We start from the raw sequence: 12,030 nt of genomic DNA on the forward strand, positions 1-12,030 counted from the left end.
CGGTACGACGTGAGCCGTGAGCAGTGAGCGGTACGACGTGAGCCGCGAGCCGTGAGCCGTACGACGTGAGCCGTGAGCCGTACGAACAGACGGCAACCTACCCGGTGAGACGCACGGCGAGGGTGACCAGCAGCCTGGTGTCGGGGTCGTCCAGGTCCACGCCGAACCGCTCCCGGGCGCGCCGCAGCCGGTAGCGCAGCGTATTGGGGTGCACGACGAGCCGGGCCGCCGCGCGGACGACGTCGCCCGACGCGTCGAGATAGGCCGCCAGCGAACGGACCAGCTCACCGCCCGCCGCCAGATCGGTGCGTACGAGCTCGTGCACGGGACCGTTCCCCGCCTCCCAGACCGGCCGGGCGGCGTCCAGGACGCGGGCGATGTCCAGCGAGGGGCCCACGCCCGCCGCGTCCGCGTAGGGCTTTCGGGCCCCTGCGCCGTCCGTGTCCGCCCGCTTGCGCAGCACCCGCACGATCAGCAGGGCCTCCTCGCACGAGGCCCGCACCCCCGGCGCGCCGGCGACCGCCGGGCCGGCACCCGCCAGCACCCCGGCGCCCCCGGGCGGGGCCTGGGCCGCCAGTTCCCGGGCCAGCGCGAGGGCGCCGCGTGCCGGCCCGGCCTCCACGGGCAGCAGCACCAGCAGCCGGTCACCGTCGCGCAGCACACGTACCGACGGGCGGTATGTGACTGCCTGGAGCGCGAGCACATCGAGCGTGCGGTCGCCCGGGACCGGTGCGGCGGCGAGGCGTTCGGCGACCACGACCGCGCACGCCGCGTCGGGGGACAGGCCCAGCGACCAGGCATGGGTGCGGGCGTCGCCGTCCCCGTACAGCAGGCCGCGCAGCGCGAGTTCGCTGCGGCGCGCGGCCCCGCTCTCGCGCAGCCGGTGCCGCACCAGAAGGGGAGCGGCGACATCGGCGGCCCGGCGCAGGGCGTCCGCCGCTCCCGCGCGCAGGGGGCGCCCGTCGCCCGCCACCCAGATGGAGCCGAGCACCTCGGGGCCACTGCGGACCGCGATGATCAGGCGCTCGGGACCGTCGGCGTCGGCGGCGCGGTGGATCACGTCCCGGGACGTCCACAGCGCCCGGAGCATGCCGCTGCGCCGCAGCTCCGCGATCCGCCACTGCGGCACCCGGCCGCCCAGGATGGTGGAGCGGCGCAGCGCGTCGGCGTCCGGCCCGGTGGCGGAGTGCGCCAGCACGCGCAGGCGGGTGTCCTCGATGGTGATCGAACCGCCGGTGTACTCGGCCACGGCCGCGGCGAGGGCGGACAGGCTCTCCGCGCCGCCGGCCACCGGCCGCCCCGGGCTCTCGTCGTCCCGGCCCGCCCGTGCGCAGGCCAGCGCGGAACGCAGCAGCGCGGCGGTGTCCGTCCAGTCGGCCCACTCCGCGCGGGTGAGTACGGCGACCCCCGCCTCCTCGGCCGCGGCGAGCACCTGCGGCGAGGCGGCCACCCCCTCCACCTCCCGCAGCACCACACCGGACGCGCCGCGGTTCGCCGCCGCGCGTACCGGTTCGGCGGCGTCGGGGGACGCGGAGGGCGGGCCGGTCAGCAGCACCAGGCAGCCGTCGAGCGGCCGGGCGGGGCCCTCGTCGCCCACGGCCACGCCCCGTACGCCGACGTCATGCCCGGCCGGCGCCAGCAGCAGCCGCAGGCTCCCGCCGTCGTCGAAGGCGAGGATCTCGCGCAGCGCCACCGAGGGCTGCGGTGAGGAGGACGCACGGCTCGTCATGGCAGCCGAGCATACGAGCGCACCGGCGCGCGGGACCGGCCTTTCCGGGCCCGGCCCCTCACTCGTCGGCGAGGTCGCTGCGGTTGCACGCCAGGACCCCCGCCGTACCCGCCAGCCGTGCGGTCAGTGCGTCCAGGTCGCCGCGCCCCCGAACACTCAGCGCGATCTCCACGGTCCGCTCGGCGTCCTGTTGCGAGCGGCGGCGCCGGAACATGCCCGAGCCGTCGGCGGAGAGCGTGGTCAGCTCCGAGACGGCGAACCCGGTCTCCGTGCAGTGGTTGACCAGTTCCCGCAGCGCGCCGACGCCCTCGGTATAGGTGATCCGGTAGCCGATCGAGGCGTTGCTCAGGGCGGGGAGCCGGTGGGCGAGGGGGCGGACGCCGTAGGACACCAGGAAGTACGCGAGGGTGGCCAGTGTGGCGAGAACGGGCAGCCCCGCACCGGCCGCGCAGCCAACGGCGGCGGTGAGCCAGATCGAGGCCGCCGTGGTGAGGCCGCGCACCGAGCCGCGGTGGACGAAGATGACGCCTCCGCCGATGAACCCGAGCCCGGAGACGATCTGCGCCGCGACCCGGGACGGGTCCAGTTCCACCTGGCCGGTGGCCACGACGTCGGAGAAGCCGAACTTGCTGACCAGCGTGAAGAGCGCGGCGCCGAGGCCGACGATCGTGTACGTGCGCAGCCCCGCCGCCTTCTGGCGGATCTCACGCTCGATCCCGATCGCGGAGGACAGGACGAACGCGATGCCGAACTGCGCCGCGTGTGTCCAGTTCTGACCGAACGGTTCGTTGATGTCGAGTGCCACGAGACCTCCGATGCCCGTCGGGCCTGTCCGGCGGATCGTGTCGGACGGCCACCCCTCGTCCTTCCGGGCAGCCCGCCCCCGGAAGGGGAAGCGCCGAGGCTCCGCCGGGCCGGGCGGTGCGACGGTGCCGCGGCGCGATCACCACCGTACCCGGCCCCGGGCGGGTGACTCCCGCACCGGGGCCGTCGGAGGGTGACGCGGTTTCACCCCGCCCCGTTCCCACGCGGCGGCCCGCGTGGGGCTCGCACGGGCGCGGTCGTACGGTCTGCCTCCCGGCGTGACGGCGCCCTTTCCGGACCACCGTCACGCGAAACCCTCCTGGGCGGTGACGCCCCGGCCCTGCGGAAGACGTGACGTGGCAAGGATTCTGTTCGTTGTGACCGGTGCCGACCATTGGACGCTCGCCGACGGGACCGCGCATCCGACCGGCTTCTGGGCGGAGGAGATCGTCGCTCCCCACGAGGCGTTCAAGGCGGCAGGGCACGAGATCGTCGTCGCCACCCCCGGCGGTGTGGTGCCCACCGTCGACCGGGGCAGCCTCGCCCCCGAGTTCAACAACGGCCAGGAGAACGCCGACCGGATGGCGGCAGCCGTCGCCGGCATCACCGAACTCGAACACCCGCTCGACGTGGCAGCCATCGACCCGGCGGATTACGCGGCGGTGTTCTACCCCGGCGGACACGGCCCCATGGAGGACCTGGCGGTGAACGCCGACTCCGGTCGGCTGCTGAACCGGGCCCTGGAGTCGGGCATGCCCCTGGGCATCGTCTGCCACGCTCCGGCCGCCGTGCTCGCCGCCACCGACGCCGACGGCGGCCACAGCTTCGCCGGATACCGGCTCACCGGCTTCACCAACGCGGAGGAGAGCCGGACCGGACTCGCCGACAAGGCCAAGTGGCTGCTCCAGGACCGCCTCGTGGAGATCGGGGCCGACTTCCAGGAGGGCGAGCCGTGGGCCCCGCACGTGGTCGTGGACCGCAATCTGGTCACCGGCCAGAACCCGGCATCGGCCGGCCCGCTCGCCGACGAACTGCTCAAGCGTCTGGGCTGAGGCGGGAGCGACCGGCCGCCGCCTCCGGGGGCCGGTCCGTCTCGCGCCGCCCGGTCAGCCGGCCTCTACCTCCGAGCGGTCCCCGCCCCAGAGCGTGTGGAACGAGCCCTCGCGGTCGGACCGCCGATAGGTGTGTGCGCCGAAGAAGTCCCGCTGCCCCTGGGTGAGCGCCGCCGGCAGCCGGTCGGCGCGCAGACCGTCGTAGTACGAGAGCGCCGCGGCGAATCCAGGGGTCGGCACGCCCTGCCGCACCGCCTCGGCCACCACCGCGCGCCAGTCGTCCTGCGCCGCGCCGATCTCCTCGGCGAACTGCTTGTCCGACAGCAGGCTCAGCAGCCCGGGCTGTGCGTCGTAGGCCGCGCGGATGCGGTCGAGGAACGCCGCCCGGATGATGCAGCCGGCCCGCCAGATCGACGCCACCGCGCCCAGATCGATGTCCCAGTCGTACGCCTCGCTGCCCGCCCGGATCTGGTGGAACCCCTGGGTGTACGAGACGATCTTGGACGCGTACAGCGCCTGCTCGACCCGGTCCGCGAAGGCCGCCGCCTCGCTCTCGCCGAGCGGGGTGACCGTGGGGCCCGCCAGATCCCGCGCGGCCTCGCGCAGATCGGTGTGCCCGGACAGCGAACGGGCGAAGACCGCCTCCGCGATGCCGGAGACGGGCACGCCCAGATCGAGGGCGATCTGCACCGTCCAGCGCCCGGTGCCCTTCTGCTCCGCCCGGTCCTGCACGATGTCCACGAACGGCCTGCCGGTCGCCGCGTCGGTGTGGGCCAGTACCTCGGCCGTGATCTCGATCAGATACGAGTCGAGGCGGCCGGTGTTCCAGCCGCGGAACGTCTCGGCGATCTTCGCGGGGGAGTACCCGGCCACCGCGCGCAGCAGGTCGTACGCCTCCGCGATCAGCTGCATGTCGGCGTACTCGATGCCGTTGTGCACCATCTTGACGAAGTGGCCGGCGCCGTCCGGCCCGATGTGCGCGGTGCAGGGCGTGCCGTCCTCGGCCTTCGCCGCGATCCGCTCCAGCATCGGCCCCAGCGACTCGTACGACTCGGCCGAGCCGCCCGGCATGATGCTCGGGCCGTTCAGCGCGCCCTCCTCGCCGCCGGAGATGCCCGCGCCCACGAAGTGGATGCCGCGCTCGCGCAGCTCCTTCTCCCGGCGCCTGGTGTCCTCGAAGTGGGCGTTGCCGCCGTCGATGATGACGTCGCCCTCGTCCAGCAGCGGGGCGAACTCCTGGATGACCGCGTCCGTCGGCTCGCCCGCCTTCACCATGACGACCAGGCGGCGCGGCCGCTCCAGGGCCCGGACGAACTCCTCGGGGCTGTGCGCGGCCACGAAGGAGCCCTCGCCGCCGAACTCCTCGACCAGGGCCTCGGTCCTGCTCTCCGTACGGTTGTGCACGGCGACCGTGAAGCCGTTGCGGGCGAAGTTGCGAGCCAGGTTGCGGCCCATCACCGCGAGCCCGGTGACGCCGATCTGCGCGGTTGCGCTCATCTGTCTGCTCCTGCGGTAGGTCGGGGGAGGCCGGGAGCCGGGGGCTGTGACAGCCGGCCGATGTCCAGTATGGACACGGGAACGGGGGACGGCCTGTTCAACTGCGCATGCCCGAGGAAGGCCGTTTCACGTCAACTCTTGACACTCCGTCGACGGCGGCGCAACACTGACAACGCGCGCGGGAGAGCGCTCTCCCGCTCCGTCCGGGCCACCGTGCCGGCCCACTCCCCGCTGTCGGCACGGTACGGAAGCCCGCGGTGGACACGGTGATCCGTGACCACCGCGGGCTCCTGTGTATATTCGGGAAAGCTAAGGGTCCTAGGAAGTACGTCGGCGGGGGTGGGGATGGTTCGCGCGGGGCTCACGACCGAGCGGGTCGTGGCGGCGGCGGCCGACCTGGCGGACTCGACCGGTTTCGACAAGGTCACCATCTCCGCGCTGGCCCGCGGCTTCGGCGTCAAGGACGCGAGCCTGTACTCCCACGTCAAGAACCTGAGTGACCTGCGGACCCGGGTCGCGCTGCTGGCCGCCGAAGAGTTCATCGACCGGATCGAGACGGCGGTGGCCGGACGGGCCGGGAAGGACGCCCTGATCGCGTTCGCCGACGCCTACCGCACCTTCGCGCTGGAGTGCCCCGGCCGGTACGCGGCCACACAGATGCGCGTCGACCCGGCGATCGTCGCCGAGGCGCCCGCGTACCACCGCACCCTCCGGACCACCTCCGCGATGCTGCGCGCGTACGGTCTGACCGAACCCGATCTCACCGACGCGGTACGGCTGCTGCGCAGCACCTTCCACGGGTTCACCGCCCTGGAGGCCGACGGCGGATTCGAGGCCCCGCGTCCCGTACAGACCTCCTGGGAGCGGGCGGTGGAGGCCCTGCACTTCCTGCTGTCGAACTGGGCGTCGGCCACCGGCGCGAAACCGTGAGCGGCGGATCATGAGTCCGTCGCTGCAGCGCGAAACCTCCGGCGGCGGCGGTCGTCCGCCGCGGCCGGAGGCTGCTGAGGGGGTGGCGCCGGGTCAGGCGGCCTTGCGGGTGCGGTCGGCCGCCGCTTGGCGGATCGGCTCCGCGTAGCGCCGGCCGCTGCTCTTGACCGTGCGGCGCTGCGTCGCGTAGTCGACGTGGACCAGGCCGAACCGCTTGTCGTAGCCGTACGCCCACTCGAAGTTGTCGAGGAGCGACCAGGCGAAGTAGCCGGCCAGCGGGGCGCCCTTGCGGACGGCGCGGGCGCAGGCCGCGAGGTGTTCCTCCAGGTACCGGCTGCCGCCGCTCGCGGACGAACCGCCTCCGCAGCCGGTGACTCCGGCGGCTATGGAGATCGCGAGGGTGACGGCTGCCGCGGCTCTGATGGTGCGCATGCTGGGTGGCCCCTTTCCGGGGAAGAAGGCTGTGTCCGGGAACCGACACGACCTTCAGGGCCTAATTTATGGCATGATTTAAGAGATGAGCTAAGGTCGCGTCAAGTCCCGGGGTCGCGGTATGTTGCGGGCAGGGAAGGAGCCACATGGCTGAGCGCAACAGACGAACCGTGCGTGACCTGCGACGGGGCAACCGGGCGCGGGTATTGCAACGGTTGTATTTCGACGGCCCGCTGAGCCGCCAGGAGCTGGGTCCGGCCACCGGGCTGAGTTCGGGTTCCATCAGCAACGTCGTCGCGGAACTCGCCGCGGAAGGCCTCGTGGAGGAGGCCGGTGTCGTCGACTCCGACGGCGGCCGCCCCCGCACCCTGCTGCGCGTCGCCCCCGGTGGCGGCCTCCTCATCGGCATCGACATCGGCGAGACCCGGGTCAGGGTGGAGCTCTTCGACCTCTCCCTGACCGAACTCGCGCGCACCGAGAGGCTGCTCGCCCAGCACGGCTACGACGTCGACCGCATCGTCGGCCATGTCCGCAGCGGCGTCGCCGACGTGCTGCGGGACGCCGGCGCCGACCCGCACCGGCTGCTCGGCATCGGGATCGGCGTCCCCGGCATCATCGAGCGCCACGCGCCGGACGGCGTCATCGGCGACGTGGGCTCCGTCGTGCACGGCCAGACCATCGACTGGAGCGCCGTGCCCTTCGAGCAGCTGCTCCGGGACGCCGTGCGGGTTCCGCCGCAGGTGCCCTTCTTCATCGACAACGGCGCCAAGACCCTCGGCCAGGCCGAGATGTGGTTCGGCGGCGGGCGGGGCGCGGGGGCCTCGGCCATCGCCCTCATCGGTTCCGGTGTCGGCGCCTGCGTGAACCACGGCGACCTCCTCGACGAGGACCGCAGCAGCCAGGCCCTGGAGTGGGGCCACAGCACCGTGCAGCTGCGCGGCCGGCGCTGCCGCTGCGGCTCGATCGGATGCCTGGAGGCGTACGCGGGCGCCGAGGCGATGCGCGAGCGCTGGCACGAGGCGGGCGGCCCGTTGCCGGCCGACGCCGACGACGAGACCGCGCTCGCCGCGCTGCTCGCCGCCGCCTACCCGGCCGCCGGCGGCGAACCCGACCCCGTGGCGGTCGCGGTGCTGGACGAGACGGCCGAGTGCCTGGGCGCGGCACTGGGCGACCTGACCAACCTCTTCCTGCCCGAGCGCATCCTGCTCGGCGGCTGGGCGGGCCTGCTGATCGGCCCGCATCTGCTGCCCGACATCCGCCGGTACGCGCAGGAGTACGCGCTGAAGCACGCGGCGGCCCGCACCACCATCGAGATGGGCCGCCTCGGGCCCGACGCGGTCACGGTCGGAGCGGCGACGCTTCCCCTGGCCGACTTCCTGGCCCGCGGCGGCAGCCGCCCGTCACCCGCGCCCGGGACCGGCTCCGGCTCCCCGGCACCGGAGCTGCGGACCCCGGCGGACGCCGTGCGGAGCAGGCAGCGCCCCCGGACCGCGTCGGATGCGCCCGGCTGAGGGGCGCCACTGCGGTACGGCTGCCGTCCCGGGCCGCGCTTACGGGCCCCGCGTCCCGGGCCCGCCCGCGTCCCGGGCCCTGCGTCCTGGGCCGGCCCGCGCGTCCCCGCCCGCGCTTCGGGCCGCCCCGCGTCCCGGGCCCGCCCGCGCGTTCCGGCCCCTGCGTCCTGGGCCGGCCCGCGCTGACCCTGTGCGTGCGTCCCGTGCCTGTCCTGTGCGCGCCTCCCGTGCGGCGTCGCCCAGGTATCGCCCCGCCTACGCCGAGTCCCGCACCACCAGCGACGGCTCGAAGATCACGGACGTCGCGGCCCCCTCCGGCTTCGACAGCCGCTCGATCAGCAGCCGGGCCATCTCGGCGGCCATCGCCTCCACCGGCTGGCGGACCGTGGTCAGCGGCGGGCGGCAGGCGGATGCCGCGCTGCTGTCGTCGAAGCCGATCACCGCGACGTCCTCCGGCACCCGCTTGCCGTGTTCCCGCAGGACATGGCAGGCGCCCATGGCCATCAGGTCGTTGGCCGCGAACACCCCGTCCAGATCGGGGTGTTCGGCCAGCAGCCGTTCCATCGCGGCCTCACCGCTCTCCTGGGTGAACCGCCCCTCGGCGATCGCGATGTACGGGTGCCCGTTCCCCGCCATCGTGTCCCGGAAGCCGGCCAGCCGCTCCTGGACGGCGGGCACGTCGAGCGGGCCGGTGATCGTCGCGATCCGGCGGCAGCCCCGGGCGAGCAGATGCTCGGCGGCCAGCCGCGCCCCGTCCTGGTGGGCGACGTCGACATAGCTGATCCGGGTGGCGCGGGCGGGGCGCGCATAGAGCACGGCCGGCAGCCCCGCGTCGGTGAGCATGCCCGGCAGCGGGTCCTCCGCGTGCGTCGAGACGACCAGGGCACCGTCCGCGCTGCCCTGGCGCAGGAACGACACCACGTCCTCGCGGGCCCGTGACGTCTCGGCGAACATCAGCACCGGGTGCATACCGCGCGGCCGCAGATAGTTGACGACCCCGGTCACCACCCGGCCGAAGAAGGGGTCGGCGAAGACCTGTCCCGTGAAGGACGCCCCGCTGCCCGCCTCGGTCCCGTCCGCGTCGGCCGGTGGCGCGGTCTCCTCCGGCTCGGTGCCCGCGCCCGTCACCACCAGCGCGATGGCGTCGGTGCGCCGGGTCACCAGGGAGCGGGCCGCGCGGTTGGGGGCGTAGCCGGTGAGTGCGACGGCCCGGCGCACGGCCTCCTGGATCACCGGGTCGACATTCCGTACGCCGTTGATCACCCGGGAGACGGTGGCGCGGGACACCCCGGCCGCCCTCGCCACGTCCTCGAGGGTGGGTGTTCCGGCCGGTCGCAGATCATCCGTCATGAGCGCATTTATAGCATCAGCGGAGAGCGCTCTCCATCGTGCTCCGAACCGTTATCCGATCCTTTCCCGGCCGAGTCCGGGCGCGGCTGTGCCGTGAGCCCGGCGGTGAGTGGCAGATCGCCCGCCGAACGCCCGCCGAGCAGCGTGAACTCACCCGCCTCGGTCTCCCAGCCGCCCCGCCGGGGCGACCAGTGGGCCAGTGCGCGCCCGCTCACCCGGACCACCGCGACCGCGCTCCGCCCGGGGTCCGCCTCGACCGCCGCGTACCCGATGAGCCGGCGCACCGGCCGCTCGACGGCCGAATCGGGGCGGGCCAGATAGACCTGCACCACCTCCCGGCCACGCCGCCGCCCGGAGTTGCGTACCCGCACCCGTACGTCGAAGGGCTCCCCGGCCCGCACCGCCGCCGGGGCCGTCAGCTCCTCGTACGCCCAGCCGGTGTACCCGAGGCCGTGGCCGAACCAGTACGCCGGTGCGGTCGCGGACCGCAGCCAGGCCCGGTAGCCGATGTGCGGGCCCTCCTCGTAGCGCAGCCGCCCGTCGGCGGCGGGGGCGGTGCCGAGCACCGGTACGTCGTGCTGGGCGGCGGCCCAGGTGGTCGGCAGCCGGCCACCGGGCTCGGACCGGCCGAACAGGACGTCCGCCAGTCCGTCCCCGGCCTCCTGGCCCGGGAACCAGGTGAGCAGCAGCGCGGGAACCCGGGTGTGCCAGGGCAGGGCGACCGGGCCGCCCGCGTTGACCACGACGACGGTGCGCGGGTTGGCCCGCGCCACGGCCCGTACGAGCGCGTCCTGCCCCTCCGGGAGCTCCAGGTTCTCGCGGTCGTGGCCCTCCGACTCGCTCTGCTCCGTCGTGCCCACGACCACCACCGCGACGTCGGCCGCCCGCGCTGCGGACACCGCGTCGGCTAGCGCGGCGGCCGGGTCACCGGCGGGCGGGGCGGCGGCGAGGACCGTCGCGACGCCCGATCCCGGGGCGAGCGAGCGCCGTGCCACCACCTCCACCTCCCGGCCGGCGACCAGTTCGGCCCGGGCGGTGTGCAGGGGCGGGGCGACGTGCACCCGGGTCGGGTCGTCGCTGTCCAGCGGGAACGTGCCGGACAGCACCTCGTGGCCGTCGACGGACAGCGTGATGTCGCCCCAGCCGCCCACCGCCCAGGTCCACACCCCGCTTCCGGCCGGCCGGAACAGGGCCCGGATCTCCACCGCCGCGGCATCGCCGGCCGGGACCGAGGGCTCCACGATCCGTCCGGACAGCCGGTGCTCGGCGTGGAGTTCGGCCCCCTGCCCGTCGAGCAGCCGCACGAGCACCCCGGGTTCGCCGCTGCGCGGATCGCGCGCCCGGTCGCGGCCGAGCGGTTCCGGCCGGCCCGACGGCGGCAGACCCGGCCGGTAGGTCACCTCGGCCGCCCCGTCCAACGCCTTCTCCAGTCCGGCGAGCGGGGTCACCACGGTCTCCGGGAACACCTCCGCACTGCCCCCGCCCTGGATGCGTACGGCCGTGGCGTGCGTACCGATGACGGCGACCGAGCCGAGCGCCGCCGGATTCAGCGGCAGCACTCCGCCCTCGTTGCGGAGCAGCACCGCACCGGCGGAAACGGCGCGCCGCAGCAGCGCACGCCGCGCGTCCGGGGCCGTCGTGGGCCGCCGCACCGGCCGGGCCGGACCCAGCGCGCCCACCCGTCCCGCCAGCCTCAGCAGTCTTCGCACCTTGTCGTCGACCGCATCGGCGGACACCAGGCCCTCTTCCAGTGCGGCGAGCAGGCCGGCCGCCCAGGGACCGTCCGGGCCCGGCATCGCCAGGTCCTGGCCGGAGCGCGCGGTGTCCAGGAGGGTGCGCACGCCTCCCCAGTCGGATACCACGAGCCCGTCGAACCCCCAGCCGTCCTTGAGGGGGTGCTCCAGGAGCGGGGAGGCGGACATGGTGACGCCGTCGACCTTGTTGTACGCGGACATGACCGCCCAGACCCCGGCCGCCACCGCCTCCTCGAACGGGGCGAGATAGACCTCGTGCAGCGTCCGCTCGTCCATGCGGACGTCGACGTTCAGCCGGTCCGTCTCGGCGTCGTTGCCGACGAAGTGCTTGGCGGTGGCCGCGACCCCGCCCGACTGGATGCCCCTGATGAGCGCGGCGCCGGTGCGTCCGGTGAGCAGCGGGTCCTCGGAGAAGCACTCGAAGTGCCGGCCGCCCAGCGGTGAGCGGTGCAGATTCAGCGTGGGGGCCAGGAGCACGTCGACGCCCTTGCGTCTCGCCTCCGAGGCGAGCAGGGCCCCGAGGTCCGTCAGCAGCCGCTCGTCCCAGGAGGCGGCGAGCGCGGTGGGGGAGGGGAGGACGAGCGAGGTCTCGCGTTCGTCCCAGGTCTCGCCGCGCACTCCGGCCGGCCCGTCCGAGAGGGTGAGCGGCCGCAGCCCGACAGCCGCTTCACCGTACGTGCGCCAGGTGCTCGCCCCCGTCAGCAGACGAACCTTCTGGTCCGCGTCGAGCTTGTCGAGCAGCGGATCGGTCTCTTCGTCCGTCATGGCGGCCATGCTCCTTCGTGCACCGCGCCCCCATGAATCGGAGAGCGCTCTCCCGGCTGTCGCGCCCAGCGTCGCTGGCTGACGCCGACCGTGTCAACAGGGGGCGGCGGGACCCCGCGCGTGCGGGCCGGGGAGGCCGAAGACGACCGTGATCCGGCCGCCCCGAGCCAGGGCCCCCGCGCGCGGGCCGGGGAGGCCGTCGGTGC

General features: G+C 74.4%; 8 protein-coding genes and 1 pseudogene. 3 read left to right on the forward strand and 6 right to left on the reverse strand.

Annotated features, from left to right (window positions below; all coding sequences use genetic code 11):
• Positions 1-97 precede the first annotated feature (97 nt).
• Positions 98-1,729 (reverse strand): helix-turn-helix domain-containing protein, encoded by a 1,632-nt coding sequence (locus E6P78_RS07515; protein WP_136202722.1) that lies wholly within the window; start codon positions 1,727-1,729, stop codon positions 98-100.
• A gap of 58 nt (positions 1,730-1,787) precedes the next feature.
• A complete protein-coding gene (locus E6P78_RS07520; RefSeq protein ID WP_136202723.1) occupies positions 1,788-2,534 on the reverse strand; it encodes an MgtC/SapB family protein in 747 nt (248 codons plus the stop codon).
• 355 nt (positions 2,535-2,889) lie between these two features.
• Here E6P78_RS07520 and E6P78_RS07525 point away from each other — a divergent pair, with 355 nt between their 5' ends.
• On the forward strand, positions 2,890-3,585 hold the full coding sequence (locus E6P78_RS07525; protein WP_136202724.1) for a type 1 glutamine amidotransferase domain-containing protein: 696 nt from the start codon (positions 2,890-2,892) through the stop codon (positions 3,583-3,585).
• 54 nt (positions 3,586-3,639) lie between these two features.
• Here the strand turns inward: E6P78_RS07525 and gndA are convergent, their stop codons facing one another.
• A complete protein-coding gene (gene gndA / locus E6P78_RS07530) occupies positions 3,640-5,082 on the reverse strand; it encodes an NADP-dependent phosphogluconate dehydrogenase (protein ID WP_136202725.1) in 1,443 nt (480 codons plus the stop codon).
• A 345-nt stretch (positions 5,083-5,427) separates the two neighbouring features.
• Between gndA and E6P78_RS07540 the strand changes: the two genes are divergently transcribed.
• Positions 5,428-6,012 carry a TetR-like C-terminal domain-containing protein gene (locus tag E6P78_RS07540; RefSeq protein ID WP_136202869.1) on the forward strand — a complete coding sequence of 195 codons (585 nt, stop codon included), beginning with the start codon at positions 5,428-5,430 and terminating at the stop codon, positions 6,010-6,012.
• A 93-nt stretch (positions 6,013-6,105) separates the two neighbouring features.
• Here the strand turns inward: E6P78_RS07540 and E6P78_RS07545 are convergent.
• Positions 6,106-6,345 (reverse strand): annotated as a pseudogene (locus E6P78_RS07545) (family 1 glycosylhydrolase); the annotation flags it as partial.
• Positions 6,346-6,590: 245 nt separating this feature from the next.
• Between E6P78_RS07545 and E6P78_RS07550 the strand changes: the two are divergent.
• Entirely contained in the window at positions 6,591-7,955 is a 1,365-nt protein-coding gene (locus E6P78_RS07550) for an ROK family transcriptional regulator (protein WP_206307746.1), read from the forward strand.
• A gap of 255 nt (positions 7,956-8,210) precedes the next feature.
• Here E6P78_RS07550 and E6P78_RS07555 read toward each other — a convergent pair whose 3' ends face one another.
• Both E6P78_RS07555 and E6P78_RS07560 read right to left on the reverse strand, forming a co-directional pair.
• The gene (locus E6P78_RS07555; RefSeq protein WP_136202726.1) at positions 8,211-9,305 is read right to left on the reverse strand and encodes a LacI family DNA-binding transcriptional regulator; all 1,095 of its coding nucleotides are present in this window, start codon (positions 9,303-9,305) and stop codon (positions 8,211-8,213) included.
• 8 nt (positions 9,306-9,313) lie between these two features.
• Positions 9,314-11,824 (reverse strand): glycoside hydrolase family 3 C-terminal domain-containing protein, encoded by a 2,511-nt coding sequence (locus E6P78_RS07560; protein WP_240799096.1) that lies wholly within the window; start codon positions 11,822-11,824, stop codon positions 9,314-9,316.
• Between the last annotated feature and the right edge of the window lie 206 nt (positions 11,825-12,030).

Origin of the sequence: Streptomyces sp. A0958, assembly GCF_004795035.1 — a bacterium.
Lineage (GTDB): Bacteria > Actinomycetota > Actinomycetes > Streptomycetales > Streptomycetaceae > Streptomyces.

Excerpts from the sequence above, each read along its gene's own strand:
- gndA (WP_136202725.1), bottom strand. The coding sequence starts at position 5,082 with ATGAGCGCAACCGCGCAGATCGGCGTCACCGGGCTCGCGGTGATGGGC.
- E6P78_RS07515 (WP_136202722.1), bottom strand. The coding sequence starts at position 1,729 with ATGACGAGCCGTGCGTCCTCCTCACCGCAGCCCTCGGTGGCGCTGCGC.
- E6P78_RS07560 (WP_240799096.1), bottom strand. The coding sequence starts at position 11,824 with ATGACGGACGAAGAGACCGATCCGCTGCTCGACAAGCTCGACGCGGAC.
- E6P78_RS07540 (WP_136202869.1), top strand. The coding sequence starts at position 5,428 with ATGGTTCGCGCGGGGCTCACGACCGAGCGGGTCGTGGCGGCGGCGGCC.
- E6P78_RS07550 (WP_206307746.1), top strand. The coding sequence starts at position 6,591 with ATGGCTGAGCGCAACAGACGAACCGTGCGTGACCTGCGACGGGGCAAC.
- E6P78_RS07555 (WP_136202726.1), bottom strand. The coding sequence starts at position 9,305 with ATGACGGATGATCTGCGACCGGCCGGAACACCCACCCTCGAGGACGTG.